The 14,396-nt window shown below is 61.9% G+C and carries 14 protein-coding genes and 1 pseudogene; 4 read left to right on the forward strand and 11 right to left on the reverse strand.

From position 1 onward, the window contains the following. Positions 1-8: 8 nt before the first annotated feature. Both ACODTD_RS07025 and ACODTD_RS07030 read left to right on the forward strand, forming a co-directional pair. Positions 9-746 carry a TorF family putative porin gene (locus ACODTD_RS07025; protein WP_011334538.1) on the forward strand — a complete coding sequence of 246 codons (738 nt, stop codon included), beginning with the start codon at positions 9-11 and terminating at the stop codon, positions 744-746. 161 nt (positions 747-907) lie between these two features. Beyond that, positions 908-2,566 (forward strand): phosphoethanolamine transferase, encoded by a 1,659-nt coding sequence (locus ACODTD_RS07030; RefSeq protein WP_011334539.1) that lies wholly within the window; start codon positions 908-910, stop codon positions 2,564-2,566. Between the two features lie 7 nt (positions 2,567-2,573). On the opposite strand, the pseudogene ACODTD_RS07035 reads toward ACODTD_RS07030, so the two are convergent. The 4 genes and pseudogenes from ACODTD_RS07035 to ACODTD_RS07050 form a co-directional block, all read right to left on the reverse strand. Then, positions 2,574-2,843: pseudogene (locus ACODTD_RS07035) on the reverse strand (DUF971 domain-containing protein); the annotation flags it as partial. Then, a complete protein-coding gene (locus ACODTD_RS07040) occupies positions 2,840-3,802 on the reverse strand; it encodes a HEAT repeat domain-containing protein (RefSeq protein ID WP_011334541.1) in 963 nt (320 codons plus the stop codon). The gene ACODTD_RS07040 and the pseudogene ACODTD_RS07035, both read right to left, overlap by 4 nt. Continuing rightward, entirely contained in the window at positions 3,799-4,647 is an 849-nt protein-coding gene (locus ACODTD_RS07045) for an ABC transporter ATP-binding protein (RefSeq protein ID WP_011334542.1), read from the reverse strand. The genes ACODTD_RS07040 and ACODTD_RS07045 overlap by 4 nt, the downstream gene beginning before the upstream one ends. Then, on the reverse strand, positions 4,647-5,429 hold the full coding sequence (locus tag ACODTD_RS07050) for an ABC transporter permease (RefSeq protein WP_041475308.1): 783 nt from the start codon (positions 5,427-5,429) through the stop codon (positions 4,647-4,649). Before ACODTD_RS07050 ends, ACODTD_RS07045 begins: the two co-directional genes overlap by 1 nt. An 18-nt stretch (positions 5,430-5,447) precedes the next feature. Here ACODTD_RS07050 and ACODTD_RS07055 point away from each other — a divergent pair, with 18 nt between their 5' ends. Next, positions 5,448-5,675, forward strand: a complete 228-nt coding sequence (locus ACODTD_RS07055; RefSeq protein WP_041475309.1) for a hypothetical protein — start codon at positions 5,448-5,450, stop codon at positions 5,673-5,675. A 7-nt stretch (positions 5,676-5,682) separates the two neighbouring features. Here the strand turns inward: ACODTD_RS07055 and ACODTD_RS07060 are convergent, their stop codons facing one another. From ACODTD_RS07060 to ACODTD_RS07090, 7 genes are all read right to left on the reverse strand, one after another. Continuing rightward, entirely contained in the window at positions 5,683-7,086 is a 1,404-nt protein-coding gene (locus ACODTD_RS07060) for an ABC transporter substrate-binding protein (protein WP_011334544.1), read from the reverse strand. 110 nt (positions 7,087-7,196) lie between these two features. Continuing rightward, positions 7,197-7,442 carry a 4Fe-4S dicluster domain-containing protein gene (locus ACODTD_RS07065; protein ID WP_007959413.1) on the reverse strand — a complete coding sequence of 82 codons (246 nt, stop codon included), beginning with the start codon at positions 7,440-7,442 and terminating at the stop codon, positions 7,197-7,199. 25 nt (positions 7,443-7,467) lie between these two features. Beyond that, entirely contained in the window at positions 7,468-9,198 is a 1,731-nt protein-coding gene (locus ACODTD_RS07070; RefSeq protein WP_011334545.1) for a fumarate reductase/succinate dehydrogenase flavoprotein subunit, read from the reverse strand. Between the two features lie 2 nt (positions 9,199-9,200). Continuing rightward, on the reverse strand, positions 9,201-9,947 hold the full coding sequence (locus ACODTD_RS07075) for a GntR family transcriptional regulator (RefSeq protein WP_011334546.1): 747 nt from the start codon (positions 9,945-9,947) through the stop codon (positions 9,201-9,203). Between the two features lie 95 nt (positions 9,948-10,042). Next, entirely contained in the window at positions 10,043-11,011 is a 969-nt protein-coding gene (locus ACODTD_RS07080; protein WP_489104644.1) for a Gfo/Idh/MocA family protein, read from the reverse strand. Between the two features lie 9 nt (positions 11,012-11,020). Next, positions 11,021-11,908: a Dyp-type peroxidase gene (locus tag ACODTD_RS07085; protein ID WP_489104645.1), complete on the reverse strand. Its 888-nt coding sequence runs from the start codon at positions 11,906-11,908 to the stop codon at positions 11,021-11,023. A 276-nt stretch (positions 11,909-12,184) separates the two neighbouring features. Beyond that, positions 12,185-13,216 carry an AraC family transcriptional regulator gene (locus ACODTD_RS07090; RefSeq protein WP_011334549.1) on the reverse strand — a complete coding sequence of 344 codons (1,032 nt, stop codon included), beginning with the start codon at positions 13,214-13,216 and terminating at the stop codon, positions 12,185-12,187. A 212-nt stretch (positions 13,217-13,428) separates the two neighbouring features. Between ACODTD_RS07090 and ACODTD_RS07095 the strand changes: the two genes are divergently transcribed. After that, positions 13,429-14,376 carry a SphA family protein gene (locus ACODTD_RS07095; RefSeq protein ID WP_201819261.1) on the forward strand — a complete coding sequence of 316 codons (948 nt, stop codon included), beginning with the start codon at positions 13,429-13,431 and terminating at the stop codon, positions 14,374-14,376. The last annotated feature ends 20 nt before the right edge of the window (positions 14,377-14,396 follow it).

Here is a 14,396-nt window from a genome sequence, read left to right on the forward strand (position 1 = left end):
GACTTCACATGAAAGCCTTGCCCCTGCTCGCCCTCACTTCCTTGAGCCTGCTGCCTTTGAGCAGCCACGCAATTGCCCTGAACGATGATTTCGCGGTGCTGGTCGATCTGACCCTGGCCAGCGATTACCGCACCCGCGGCATCTCCCAGACCCAGAACGACCCAGCCCTGCAGGCCGGTCTGACCCTGGCCCACAGCAGCGGCCTGTACCTCGGCGCATGGAGTTCGAACATCGATTTCGGTGGCGGCCTGAAAACCCGTCAGGAGGTCGATTACTACGCCGGCTGGCTGTGGCAGGCCACCGAGGCTGTGAGCCTGGATCTGGGCTACATCAAATACGCGTATCCCAAAGAGAGCCAGTTCAACCAAAGCGAGGTGTACTCGATTCTCAGCGCTTACGGCGTGAAACTCGCGGCCTATTACTCCAGTGACGCGCCGGGCATCGACAGCAAACAGAGTTCGCTCTACAGCTACATTGGCTATGAAACCGAATTGCCGTTCGATTCCGGGCTGAAGCTGCGCTACGGCAACATGGACTTCAAGGACCCGCATATGTATTCGGCGTCCGGTCACAGCGAAGAGTCCTACCGGGAGTGGGAAGTCAAACTGACCCACAACCTGGCCGGCGTGGTACTGGGTCTGAGCTACATCGACACCGACCTTTCGCAGAGCCAGTGTCTGAGCAGTTGGGGCTTCAAGGACGTGTGCACGGCGACGGTCGTCGCCAGCGTCAGCAAATCCTTCTGAACCGCCGCAGTTCTCCGTGGGAGCCGGCCTGCTGGCGCCCACATTTTTTTGCACTTATCGTGATTTTGTTACCGGATGTTTACGGAATTTTTACCAATGCTCTTCTACAGTTACGCGCGTAACCGTATGGGTTTTCGACTGACGTAGAGGAAAGTATCGAAATGGCTTTGGGCAAGGGACTGCGTTTACCGTCCATCACTCCGACCCGCTTGGTGCTGCTGTTTTCGCTGGCACTGGTGGCGCTGTACAACCTGGCGACCTGGAAGGCGCTGGGAACGCTGATTACCCTGCAAGGCGCACAGAAACTGGCGTTTTTCGCGTCCTTCGGGTTGTTCCTGTGGGCGGCAATCACCCTGCTGCTGACCCTGGTGTCGTTTCGCTGGACGCTGAAACCGGTGCTGACGCTGGTGGCCCTGCTCTCGGCCTGCGCGGCGTATTTCATGAACGAATACGGAATCACCATCGACACGGTGATGATCCAGAACGTGTTCGAAACCAATCCCGGGGAAGCCACGGCGCTGTTCAGCGGCAAATTGCTGGCTTACGTGCTGTTGCTCGGCGTGTTGCCGGCCGTGCTGATCTGGCGCTGGCCGGTGGTGTATCGGCCGTTCTTTCGGGGCTTGCTGAACAAGGTGCTGGTGATCGTCGCCTGTGTGCTGGTGATCGGCGCTTCGGTGGGCGCGTTCTATTCGACCTACGCACCGATCTTTCGCGAGGAAGACAAGCTCACCCACTTCATCAACCCGACCAACTACATCTACGCGATCAGCAAATACACCAAGCAGCGGCTGGGGATCAAAAAGCATTTTGTGGTGCAGGCCATCGGCGAAGACGCGGTGATGAGCGCCAAGGCGGCCTCCCGCGAGAAGAAATCGCTGATGGTGTTCGTGGTCGGCGAAACCGCCCGGGCCGACCATTTCTCGCTCAACGGCTATGAGCGCGAGACCAATCCCGAGCTGAGCAAACTCGACATCCTCAATTTCACCCAGGTGCATTCCTGCGGCACTTCGACGGCGGTGTCGGTGCCGTGCATGTTCTCGATGTTCCCGCGCGAGGACTACAGCGACAAGAAAGGCAAAACCTACGAAGGCCTGCTGGACATCCTGCAACGGGCCGGCGTGCAGGTGCTGTGGCTGGACAACAACAGCGACTGCAAGGGCACTTGCCTGCGGGTGCCGAACCGCGACATCGCGAAGAACCAGCCGGGGCCGTTCTGCGACGGCAACAACTGCCTCGACGAAGCGCTGCTGGCCGACCTGCAAGGCTACATCGACAGCCTCAAGGGCAACGCGATCATCGTCCTGCACGCCGACGGCAGCCACGGCCCGGAATATTACGAGCGCTACCCCAAGGACATGGAGCGCTTCAAACCGATCTGCCACACCAACCAGCTGGGCAGTTGCAGCCGTGACGAACTGGTCAACGTCTACGACAACACGATCCTCTACACCGACCATTTCCTGGCCAAGGTGATCGAGCTGCTCAAGCGCAATCAGGATCATCTCGATACGTCGATGCTGTACGTCTCCGACCATGGCGAATCGCTGGGCGAGAACGGCCTGTACCTGCACGCCGCGCCTTATGCGCTGGCGCCGGAAGCGCAGACCCATGTGCCGATGGTGATGTGGTTCGGCAACAACACCCTGGCGCAACTGGGCATCGACCGTGGCTGCCTGCAAGGCAAAAGCAGCCAGCCGGATCTGAGCCACGACAACCTGTTCCACTCGGTGCTGGGGTTGTTCGAGGTCAGGACGTCGCTGTATCAGCCGGGGCTGGATATTTTCCATGGCTGTCGGCCAGCGATGACGGCGGGACAGTGATCCCCTCCAGCTGCGCCAGATAGGCCCACGGGTAAATCCCGCGCTGATGGCCGTCGCTGAACACCAGTTGCAGACCGTAGCCCTGAGCGTTCAATTCGATGACCCGCACACGCGGGTCAACCATGGGCGGCGAGCCCCGCAGGCGAAACGCCCGGCATTGCGAGCACGGGCATTGGCGGCGCAGTTCGGCATGGTCAAGCAACTGCTCGCGGCCATCCGGCCAGCTCAGCCGCAACCGGTGCTCAGTTTGAGAATTGCCGACCGACAGCGGATTCATTGCAGCTGACTCAAGGCAATCCGCACGGCTTTGCGCACTTCCGGATCGCCGTCGTCCTGCGCGGCCTGCAATGCGGCCACGGCGCCGCGATCGTTCAGTTCGCCGAGGGCCAGCGCGGCTTCCTTGCGCAGGTTGCTGATGCGGTGGCCGAGGGTGTCGATCAAGGCGTCGAGGGCAGCGACGTACTTGAGGCGCCCGAGACTACGGGTAGCGCGCAGGCGCACTTGCCAGTAGTCGTCGGCCAAGGCTTCGATCAGCGCCGGGCCCGCATCGGTGTGGCCGACCTTGCCGAGGGTGGTCGCGGCTTCTTCGCGCACTTGCCAGGCCTGATCCTGCAAGGCCTGACGCAACGCAGGCAGCACGTCAGCGTCACTTGCCAGGCCCAGGGCGCCGGTGGCGGCGCGGCGTACTTCGGTGTCCGGGTCATCACTCGCCAGGCGGGCCAGTGCCGGCAACGCGTCGAGTTGCTTGAGCCAGCCGAGCACGCCGACGGCTTCGCGGCGCACACTGGCATCGGCATCGTTCAGCGCCTGAATCGCGGCCGGCGCAGCGCCGGGGAAACGCAACTCGCGCAAGGCCCGGAACGCGGCAATCCGCACGCCGGTTTCGGCATGGGCGGTCCACGGCAGAATCACCCTGCCCGCCGCTTCGGTCTTGAGCAGGCTCAGGCTCTGCGCCGCAGCGGCTTGCACCGCCGGCGACGGATCCGTCAGCGCCTGGCACAGCGCCTCAACCACCGGCTCGTCTTCCCAGGCTTCCAATAAACGCGCCGCTTCGGCACGCACCTCTTCGGCAGGGTCTTCGGCCAGTCGTTCGACCAGCCAGAGCAGACCGTCCGGCTCTTCGAGGTCGGCCAGGTCGATCAGGGCAATCCGCCGCACCCCGGCATCATCGGCGGTCAGGCGTGGTTGCAGGGCGAGAATGTCGTCGTTATCGGTCAAAGCAAAAAATGAAGTCACAGGGCAAATCTCGGCAAAGAGTTTTCAGGAGGCAGGCCGAGCGGATTGAGGCGCGGCAGCGGTCGGTCGTTGTCGTGGCGCAGCAGGTCGAGGCAGTGGCGCTTGAGGCGCGAGAACTCGTGGCTGGTCACCAGTTCGGTGGTGCGTGGCCGGGGGAAATCCAGGCGCAGGTCTTCGATGATTCGCCCCGGTCGTGCGCTCATCACCAGCAAGCGGTCGGCAAGGAACAGCGCTTCGTCGATGTCATGGGTGACGAACACCACGGTGGTGCGAATCCGTGTCCAGATGTCCAGCAGCAGTTCCTGCATGTTCAGTCGGGTCAGCGCGTCCAATGCGCCGAAGGGTTCGTCCATCAGCAACAGCCGTGGCCGGTTGACCAGCACCCGGGCGATTTCCACCCGTTGCTGCATGCCGCCGGACAGTTGATCGGGCCAGCGTTCGGCGAAACCTTCGAGGCCGACCAGTTTGAGGATGTCGTCGGCGGCGCGGTGGCGCTCGGCCTTGCCGATGCCACGCATTTTCAGGCCGAAGGCAACGTTGTCGCGCACCGTGCGCCACGGAAACAACGTGTGATGCTGGAACACCATGCCGCGTTGTGGCGACGGGCCGGACACCTCGGCGCCATCGACTTTCAACTGTCCGCCATGGGGTTGCAGATGCCCGGCCAATGCGCCGAGCAAAGTCGACTTGCCGCAACCGGACGGGCCGAGAATGCACACGAACTGGCCCGGCTCGATCTGGCAATCCAGGCCCTGCACCGCCTCGAACGCTTGCCGGCCTTCGCCGAGGACGATGGACAACTGGCGGATATCGATCCGCCCTTCCGGGGTTTGCATCACGCTCATCAGGCTTTTCCTCGTGGTCGATGCCAGGGAGTGAACAGCCCGCCCAGGCGTTTGATCAGCAGGCTGCTGCCCATGCCCAACACGCCGATCAGCAACATGCCGACCACGATGTCGGCGTAGTTCTGGATGGTGTAGGACTCCCAGGTGTAGTAACCGATGCCGAACTGACCGGAGATCATTTCGGCGGTCACCAGACAGAACCACGAGGTGCCCATGCCGATGGCGAGCCCGGTGATGATGCTCGGTGCGGCGCCCGGCAGGATCACTTCCAGCAGGATCGCCCGACGCCCGGCCCCGAGGCTTTTGGCCGAGGCGATCAGCCGCGGGTCGACGCCTTCGACGCCGTGCACGGTGTTGAGCAGGATCGGGAACAGCGCGCCGGTGAAGGTGATGAAGACCATCGACAGTTCCGACGACGGGAACATCAGGATGGCCAGTGGAATCCATGCCACGGCGGGGATTGGGCGCAGTACTTCCAGCGGTGGCAGCAGCAGGTCTTCGGCCCATTTCGAACGGCCGATGGCCAGGCCCAGGGCGATGCCGATCACCAGCGCCGCGAGGTAGCCGGCGAAGACCCGGCCAAGGCTGGCGCTCAGGTGCTGGATGAGCTTGCCGGAGTCGCCGAGGCCGAGCGCGGCTTCGATCACGGCCAGCGGGGTCGGGACGTTGGCGAAGGTGACGAGGCCGAGGTTCCAGTGGTGGCTGGCGGCTAGTTGCCAGAAGAGCAGGCAGAACGCTATGGAGGTTGCTCTGGTGGTCCAGCGGGCTTTCGGGATTTTCATGGATCGGAATTCCGTGTGATGACTGAGATCGAACCCCCTCACCCCAGCCCTCTCCCCCAAGGGGGCGAGGGGGAAAGGGGGCAGATCTTCAAGCCTTTCAAAACCTGTACCCGACTCGAGAACGAGCAGATGTTCATGATTTTCAAACCTGAGTTCGGCTCGATATCTCAGGTCGGCGTAACTCTCCAGAACAACACCGTCAGTCCCCTCTCCCTCCGGGAGAGGGTTAGGGTGAGGGGCTTTTGATCTGCTGTTAGCGGGTGGCCACGGCCTGGGTGGTAGCGTCGGTAAAGTCGAGGACTTTGCCGCCCTGAGCCGTGGCAAATTGCTGCGCCTGCCCCTTGAGCAAAAACGCGCTGAGCCGCCCCTTCGCATCACTGGCAAACCACGCCTGCTCCGCCAGCAACTTGATCCCGCTGTCACTCGCCTGGGCATACACCGCACGGATGTTCTTGCCTTCCGATTTCAGGCCGGCCAGCGCCGTGAACGCCTCTTCAGCCGAGGCATAACGCCGGACCTTGTCCTCACCGCGCACCCAGATTTCCGCGACATGGCTGAAGTCGGTGATCGCTTTGCCGGTCAATGCATCCTGCGACTTCAACGGCGTCTGCGCGTAGTTGGCCAGTTGCGCCGTGTAATCCAGATTCGAAGCCTTGAACGCCGCACGGATGTACTGATCGTCGATAAAGGTATTCAGATCGAGTCCGCGATCGGCCTTCTTCAGCAGCTTCAGCGTGTCGATGGCGGTGCCTACGGCCTGGCGATATTCCGGTTTCCAGCTCAGGTCGCGGGTCTGCACGCCCAGCGGACCGTGGAACAGGTAGTTGACCTCAGCATCTACGCCAGTGACCTTGGCGATCAGTTCGCTGTATTTCTCCGGTTCGGCGGCCAGCAGTTGATTGGCCTCGATGCTCGCGCGCAGGTAGGCGACGACGATTTCCGGGTACTTCCTGGCGTAGGCCTGATCGACCAGCGCACCGTGGAACGTCGGTGCATTGGCCTGGGCGCCGTCGTAGATCTTGCGGGCGAAGCCGCGGCTCGGGAACAGTTCGGCAAACGGTACGAAGTCGGCGTGGGCGTCGATTTTGCCGGCCTGCAACGCGGAGCCTGCGACCTCTGGCGGCTGGGCGATGATGTTCACGTCCTTGAGCGGATCCCAGCCCTGCTCCGCCACGGCGCGCAGCAACATGCCGTGGGCGGTGGAGGCGAACGGCACGGAGATGGTCTTGCCCTTGAGTTCGCTCAACGACTGCACGCCAGACGCGCTCGGCACCACGATGCCGTTGCCGCTGCCCTTGATGCTGCCCGACAGCACGCTGATGAACAGACTGTGTTTGCCGGCGGTTTCAAACGCCACGCCGTTGAACGCACCGGGGAAATCGGCCATGGCGCCGAAGTCGAGTTTGCCGGCGACCATCTCGTTGGTCAGTGGTGCGCCGCTGGTGAAGTTCTTCCATTGCACATCGTACCTGGCGTCCTTGTAGGCGCCGTCGTGAGGCAGGTATTTGTCGAGCAGGCCCAGTTCGCGAATCAATAGGCCGCCGGCGGCGCAATTGATGGTGGTGTCCTGGGTGCCGATGGCGATGCGGATGGTTTCGGCGGAGGCCGACAGGGTGAACGAAGCCAGTACCAGACCGGCGATTGCTGCACGCAACATGGTTGAATCCCCTCGAATCATTTATAGGATGTTCGTCTCCGCCGCGATCAGGGCGCGGTGGGAAACGAGGGGTGTGTTGAATCAGGCGTCCGGTGTTGCCGGATAGCGTTTTAGCGAAGCAGGTACGGGATTTCGACTTTCACCGCACCGGTCGGGCAGTCCTTTTCGCAAGGCATGCAGTACCAGCATTCATCGAAGGCCATGTAGGCCTTTTGCGTGGCCGGGTTGATCGCCAACAGGTCCATCGGGCAGACATCGACGCACACGGTGCAGCCCTTTTCGGCGATGCATTTGTCCTCGTCCACGGTGACGGGGGCGTTGGAGCGGAAGAAGATTTCCTGGGCTTGGTAGGCCATGGTTCGGACTCTCTCTAGTGATGCCTCAAGCGGCGAATGCGCCGACCCGGAGGCGGTCGTAGGCCTGCATTTCCTCGGCATCGAGGGGGATGATGTAAGGCTCGACGGCTTTCTTGAAACTGGTCATGCGCCCGTCTTCGCCCTTCTTCAGGTGGCAGTGGCAGAACCATTCGCGGTCGTCCCGTTGCGGATGATCGACGCGGTAGTGGTACAGGCCCCAGCGACTTTCGGCGCGGAACAGCGAAGCGCGGGCGGCCATTTCGGCGCAGTCGCGAATCACGCTGGTTTCCATGGCGCGCATCAGTTCGTGGGCGTTGTTGGCCTTCATCTCGTTGAGATCGCGCTCGATGTCGCTGAAGCGTTGCAGGCCGATTTCCATTTTCTTGGTCACTTTCGGCGGTTGCAGGTAGTCGTTGACGAAGCGCCGCAGCTTGTACTCCACCTGGGCTGGCGGCAGACCGTGTTCGCGATCCAGCGGTGCATAGACCCGGGCCTTTTCCTTTTCGATCTGCTCGGCATCCAGCACGGAGAACTCGCGCCCGGCAACAAACTCCGCCGCGTTGTTGCCCGCGAACCAGCCGTAGGTGAACGCGCCAAGCATGTAGTTGTGCGGCACGGCGGCCATGTCACCGGCCGAGTACAAACCTTTCACCGAGGTTTCGGCGCGCTCGTTGACCCACACGCCGGACGCCGAGTGGCCGCTGCAAAAACCGATTTCCGAGATGTGCATCTCGACCATCTGCGTGCGGTAATCCGTGCAGCGATTGGCATGGAACTGGCCGCGACTCGGACGTTCGTTGCTGTGGAGGATTTCCTCGATGTTCTGGATGGTTTCCTCGGCCAGGTGATCGAGCTTGAGGAACACCGGACCGTTGCCGCTTTCCAGTTCCTGGTGGAATTCCCACATCATCTGCCCGCTCCAGTAGTCGCACTCGATGAAGCGTTCGCCCTTGTTGTTGGCGGTGTAGCCACCGAGCGGGCCGGTGACGTAGGCGCAGGCCGGGCCGTTGTAATCCTTGATCAGCGGGTTGATCTGGAAGCACTCGAGGTTCGCCAGTTCGGCCCCGGCGTGATACGCCATCGCGTAACCGTCGCCGGCGTTGGTCGGGTTTTCGTAGGTGCCCATCAGATAACCCGAGGACGGCAGACCGAGGCGCCCGGCAGCGCCACACGCGAGGATCACTGCCTTGGCCTTGATCACATGGAAGTCGGCAGTGCGGCAGTCGAACCCCATCACACCGTTGACGGCGCCCTCCTCGTCAGTCAGCAAACGGGTGCAGACCAGGCGATTGGTGATGTTGACCCTTGCGCGCTTCAACTGGCGATACAGGACTTTTTTGATGTCGTGCCCTTCCGGCATCGGCAGCACGTAGGCGCCCATGTGGTGGACTTTCTTCACCGCGTAATCGCCGGTTTCGTCCTTCTCGAACTTCACGCCCCAGCGGTCGAGCTGCTCGATGGTTTCGAAACTGTGGGTGGCGTAGGCATAGACCGCTGCCTGATTGACGATGCCGTCGTTGGCGATGGTGATTTCCTTGGTGTACTGCTCGGGCGTCGAGTGGCCGGGGATGATCGCGTTGTTCAGGCCGTCCATGCCCATGCTGATCGCGCCGCTGCGCTTGACGTTGGCCTTGTCGACCAGCAGCACGCGCAGTTCCTTGTTCTTTTCCTTGGCCTTGATCGCGGCCATCGGGCCGGCAGTGCCGCCGCCGATCACGACGATGTCGTATTCCTGTTCGAGGGTGTTGCGGGTCATGGTCACGCCCCTTTTTGCCGGTCGATCCGCAGGCGGTACTGGAACGCATCGCCACGGTAGTAAAGGTGTTCAAAGTCCAACGGCTGGCCGTGAGCGTCGTGGGTCAGCCGCTCGATGCGCATGATCGGCGAGCCGGCCTCGACGTTCAGCGCCTGAGTCAGGTCGCTGTCGGCCAGCACCGCGTCGATGGCCAGATCGGCATGGCCGAGGGCGATGCCGCAGTCGTTTTCGAGGATCAGGAAGATGTCGCGGGTGACCAGATCGGCCTTCTCCAGCCGCTCGCCGACGGCTTTGGGCAGGTAGGTGATTTCCAGCGAAATCGGCTCGCGGTTGATCAGCCGTACACGCTTTATCTGCGCGACGATTTCGCCTTCGGCAACCTGCAAACGCTCGGCGACCAGTTTGTCGGCGGCGATGAATTTGAAGCTGCGCAGACGGTTGATCACCTCGTAGCCACGGCCGGTCATGGACTCGGCGAGGCCTTGCAGGGTGCTGACGTTTTGAAAGGTCTTGGGTTTGGCGACGAAGGTGCCTTTGCCGTGGATCTTGAAGATCAGCCCTTCTTTCTGCAGATCGCCCAGGGCCTGGCGCACGGTGATGCGGCTGACCTTGAACAGCGTGCCGAGCTCGCTTTCGGACGGCATCTGGCTGTCTTGCGGGTATTCGCCGTCGAGAATCCGGGCACGCAATACGTCGCGCAGTTGGGTGTGCAGCGGGACGCTGCCCAGGGAGAGAACGTTATCGGTCATCACGGGATCACTTGTTATAACGAGTTATGACGTGATCTTAGAGATGTTATGACAAGCTTGAGAAATACCGAATGAGCATAAGGTTAGATGCGCCTTCAGTGGCGTTTGAGGATCTGATCCATGACCCAGTCGGTCTTCAGGGCTTCGGCGGCGATTGCCGGGTGCCGGGACTCACCGCGAATCTGCGCGTTCATACCGAGTACGTGATGCCACTGGATGTGTTCGTGATGGGGGATTTCCAGGCTGATGTGTTCGTCGGCATGCAGCTCGACCGGATGCTCGTCGAACACCGAAAAGCCGATCCGCCCTTGGCTGCCAAAGATCTCGACCCGATCCTCACGGCGATCCGCAACAAAGCTCCAGCAACCCATGCCCAGCGCGCCCGAGGCGAATCGCCAACTGGCGCTGACCGCATCCTCCGCGGCGTACAACCCGGCCTGACGCGCGGTGAAACCGGCGACTTCGACGATGTCGCCAAGCAGGTACTGGAACAGGTCAAAACCATGGCTGGCCAGATCCGCGAAATACCCGCCCCCGGCGACTGCCGGATCGGTGCGCCAGTTTGCGCTGCCGTCCAGATCCTTGGGCGATGGTGCCTTGGTCAGCGTCCAGCTCAGATGCCGCACCTGGCCGATGCGGCCCTGCTCCAGCCACTGCCGAACCTGCTGGAAACGCGGTAACGAACGGCGGTAATAGGAGACGAACAGGTGCAGACCAGCCTCGGCGAACGCCTGCTGCATCTCGCGGCTTTGCCCGGCATTGAGCGCCATGGGTTTTTCCACGCAGCAATGCTTGCCGGCGGCGGCAACCTTCAGGCTGTAGGCGTGGTGACTGTCGGGTGGCGTGGCGATGTACACCGCGTCCACCTCGGGGTCGTTGATCAGGGCATCGACGTCGGTGTACGTCCGGGCGATGCAGTGGCGCGCGGCGTAATCGGTCACGGCTTCGAGGCGGCGCCCCATCACCGCCACCAACGCCGAGCCGGGCGCCTTGTAGAAAGCCGGCCCGCTCTTGCGTTCGGCAACGCTGCCGCAACCGATCATGCCCCAACGCACCACGTTCATGCTTGCGCCTCAGCCGATGCGCAGTGCGCGCAGATCGAGGTGGCCGTTTTGCAGTGGCGGGCACCAGTAGTAGCCGCCGGTGATCGGCCGGCTGATGCGGTACAGGCCGTCGGTGATGCCGTCTTCCAGACCGCTCATGCGGCGCAGTTGCGCTTCAAAGGCATCGAGGGAGAAGCCGAACGCCAGGAACATCAGGCCGGCGCGGTCGCCTTCGATCCACGGCATCGAACGACGCACGACGAAGGCTTCCGGGGCGAAGCTTTCCTGGGCGGTGCGTTTGACGTGGGCCGACACCGGAGCGTCGTCGATCTCTTCGTTGTCGCTCAGGCGACGGCCCATGATGTTGTCCTTGTCCTCGGCGGACAACGCATGGAAACCCTTGAGGTCGTGCTGCCATTGCTGGATTGCGGCGAAGCTGCCACCGACCAGACCGTCCGCGCCGTCACTTTGCAGTGCGGCGGCGATGGCGGCTTCGTCGTGCGGGTTTTCGGTGCCGTCTTCATAACCGGTGAGGTCATGGCCGTCCTTGTGGCGAAAGGCTTCCTGCATCTGCACCAGACGCAGCGCCGGGGCCAGTGCGGCCTCAAGCGCGGTGCTGCGGTTGAGCAGGTCGCCACGGTCGATGCCGTGCAGCCAGACCCACAGGGCGTGCTGGGTCGACGGGTTTTCCACGCCGACACCGGTCAGCGCCGGGAAGCTGCGCAGGCCGTCGATGTTCACATTCAGGGCCTTGGCCAGGGATTCACCGAAACCGACCACCGCCGACTTGCCGTCCACCAGGTTCAGCAGGTTGTCGATCGCCTGCGGCAGCGCTTCAACCGAATCAAGGGCGAAAAACAGGTGACGTGCTTGTGGCGGAACGGGGGTGGCGAGAATGCCCGGCTGGTAGTAACTCATGTCGACTCCTTGGAAAGAGCGCGGAGTTTAACTGTAGGCGGAGGGTTTGTGGGGGATTGAAATGGGTTGGGTAGCCTCAAAGGCCCCCTCACCCTAGCCCTCTCCCGGAGGGAGAGGGAACTGACCGGGTTGTTTGTTGGAGATACAGCGACGTGAAAGACAGAGTTGAATAGGGATTCGCTGAAAAACTTTCAGGTCGGCGTATCTCTCGAATATCCCCCAATCGGCTCCCTCTCCCTCCGGGAGAGGGCTGGGGTGAGGGCCATCGGTCTCAGATCAAATCGAAGCACTGCGCCACGCACTCGGGCTTTTCCCCGTCCAGCGTTTGAACGCCCGGCGAAAACTACGCACGTCGCTGTAGCCGACTTCCTCGGTAATCCGCTCAATCGGCATATCAGGATTAGCCAGCAAACTCATGGTGCGCGCCTGACGCACTTGTTCCAGCAGCGCCTCGAACGTCAGCGAATGCTCAGTCAGCCGCCGGCGCAGAGTGCGGCTGCTCATATTCAAGTCGGCGGCAATCTTTTCAATATGGCTGCCCCGGCTCAAGTCACGGGCAATCGCCCGCTCCACCGCCTGGATCAGATCGAGTTTCTGGTGAACCTGCGCCGCCTCCAGTTCCAGCAACTTGACCGCCTGACGCAGCGCCAGCGAATGGTGGTTGGGCAGGTTCACATCCAGCCATTGCACGTCGATCAGCATGCGGTTGTGCAGGCACCCGAAGCGCACCTCCGGCCCCAGCAGCCGCCGGTACTCATCCAGGTAATCCGGCGCAGCGTGCATGAACTCCACGGCAATCGGCTTGAACGTCTCGCCCACCAGCGCCCGGCCATAGACCAGCAGGCTGGCGAAAAACTCTTCAACCGCAAACACCTGAACCTCGGCAAACGGCAGCCGGCACTCAACATCGACATAGACCTGGTCGCCCACCACATCGACGCTGGAAACGACAATCCCGCCGGAAGTGTGCTGATGCCGAACCCCGATTTCGAACGCGTCGCGCAAGGTCTTGCACAGCGACAGCACATGCCCGAGCAGACCCAGCGTACCGAGCACGTTCTGCGCGCCGACCCACAGGCCCAGCCCCTGATTGGGCAAAGCCTTGAGCGCACGCTGGATCATCGCCACGGCCTGGCGATAGGAAATCCGCTGCGCCGGATCCTGCAGGTCGTCGAAATCAAACCCCAGGCCACGGCACAGACTCTGCGGCTCGACGCCCTTGTTGGCGGCGACTTCGGCCAGGGTTTGCAGGAGAAATGGCGACACCAGCGCCAGTTCGAAGGTGGGGTCTTGGACTTTTACGTTCATGGAGGCTGACATCCCGGATCACGCTGAATTGTTATTTTTGTAACCGGTTATGTCGAAGGAAGTTAGCACAGGGTTGGCGGACTGTCCGCAGAAGCCCCCTTCCGTGTCCGCCAATACCCTGCCCTGTTGTGCGCCAAGGGCTTATTTCTATCGTGGCCGGGCACCCCGAATGCCGGCGTTGCGCCCAAAACACAATAATAATGAGGACGGACATGACCCCGAACCGCGCGACATTCCCTGTGCGACTGGCGCTGAGCCTGCTCGGCTGCGCCGCGACCCTGCCGGTGCTGGCCACTGAAGCCGGCGTCGACAACATCGGCCCCGGCACCGACGGCTTCTTCATGCTGCCGCTGGAGGTCGACAGCCTTCCGGAGAACATGGTCGCCTTCAACCTCTACTACAACCATTACAAGTCACGAAAGCTCAACATCAGTTCGCTCGGCGGCAAGGTGCCGAATGTCGAGATCGAATCCACCGCCGTCATCCCGCGCATCGATTACCTGAGCCCGGTGCGGATTTTCGGCGGGCGTCTGGCCGGTTACATCGCCCAGCCGTGGCTCAAGCAGGAAGTCTCGGTGTTCGGCCTGAGCGACACCCGTGAAGGCATGGGCGATACCACCATCGCGCCGATCATCCTGTGGGACATGGGCAAGGACCTGACCCTCGGCGCCGCCGTGGAAATCACCGTGCCCACCGGCGAATACAGCGTCGATCGACTGGCCAACACCAGCAACAATTTCTACACCTACAAACCGCTGTTCTCCTTCACCTGGCTGCCGACCGAGCGCACCGAGGTGTCGATGAAAACCACCTACAGCTTCAACGAGAAGAACAAGGACACCGACTACAAGTCCGGGCAGATCTTCCACTTCGATTACTCGGCCAGCTACAAGATCACCGACGACCTGATGCTCGGCATCAACGGCTACTACCTCAAGCAGACCACCGACGACAAACAGTTCGGCCACACCGTGCAGTTCGCCGGCGAAGACGTGAACGACGGCGTACGCGGCAAGGTCTTCGCCATCGGCCCGGCGCTGCACTTCACCTTCCTCAAGTACGCCAGCGCGGAGATTCGCTGGGCCAAGGAATTCGACGTGGAGAACCGGCCAGAGGGGGAAATGCTGTGGGCGAAGGTGAGTATTCCGTATGCTTTTTAAATAAAAGAACCGAAAAAAAG

It is taken from the genome of Pseudomonas sp. FG35 (assembly GCF_057809295.1).

Coding starts and splice junctions, on each gene's coding strand:
- ACODTD_RS07025 (WP_011334538.1), top strand. CDS start 9: ATGAAAGCCTTGCCCCTGCTCGCCCTCACTTCCTTGAGCCTGCTGCCT.
- ACODTD_RS07030 (WP_011334539.1), top strand. CDS start 908: ATGGCTTTGGGCAAGGGACTGCGTTTACCGTCCATCACTCCGACCCGC.
- ACODTD_RS07045 (WP_011334542.1), bottom strand. CDS start 4,647: ATGAGCGTGATGCAAACCCCGGAAGGGCGGATCGATATCCGCCAGTTG.
- ACODTD_RS07050 (WP_041475308.1), bottom strand. CDS start 5,429: ATGAAAATCCCGAAAGCCCGCTGGACCACCAGAGCAACCTCCATAGCG.
- ACODTD_RS07055 (WP_041475309.1), top strand. CDS start 5,448: ATGACTGAGATCGAACCCCCTCACCCCAGCCCTCTCCCCCAAGGGGGC.
- ACODTD_RS07060 (WP_011334544.1), bottom strand. CDS start 7,086: ATGTTGCGTGCAGCAATCGCCGGTCTGGTACTGGCTTCGTTCACCCTG.
- ACODTD_RS07065 (WP_007959413.1), bottom strand. CDS start 7,442: ATGGCCTACCAAGCCCAGGAAATCTTCTTCCGCTCCAACGCCCCCGTC.
- ACODTD_RS07070 (WP_011334545.1), bottom strand. CDS start 9,198: ATGACCCGCAACACCCTCGAACAGGAATACGACATCGTCGTGATCGGC.
- ACODTD_RS07075 (WP_011334546.1), bottom strand. CDS start 9,947: ATGACCGATAACGTTCTCTCCCTGGGCAGCGTCCCGCTGCACACCCAA.
- ACODTD_RS07080 (WP_489104644.1), bottom strand. CDS start 11,011: ATGAACGTGGTGCGTTGGGGCATGATCGGTTGCGGCAGCGTTGCCGAA.
- ACODTD_RS07085 (WP_489104645.1), bottom strand. CDS start 11,908: ATGAGTTACTACCAGCCGGGCATTCTCGCCACCCCCGTTCCGCCACAA.
- ACODTD_RS07090 (WP_011334549.1), bottom strand. CDS start 13,216: ATGAACGTAAAAGTCCAAGACCCCACCTTCGAACTGGCGCTGGTGTCG.
- ACODTD_RS07095 (WP_201819261.1), top strand. CDS start 13,429: ATGACCCCGAACCGCGCGACATTCCCTGTGCGACTGGCGCTGAGCCTG.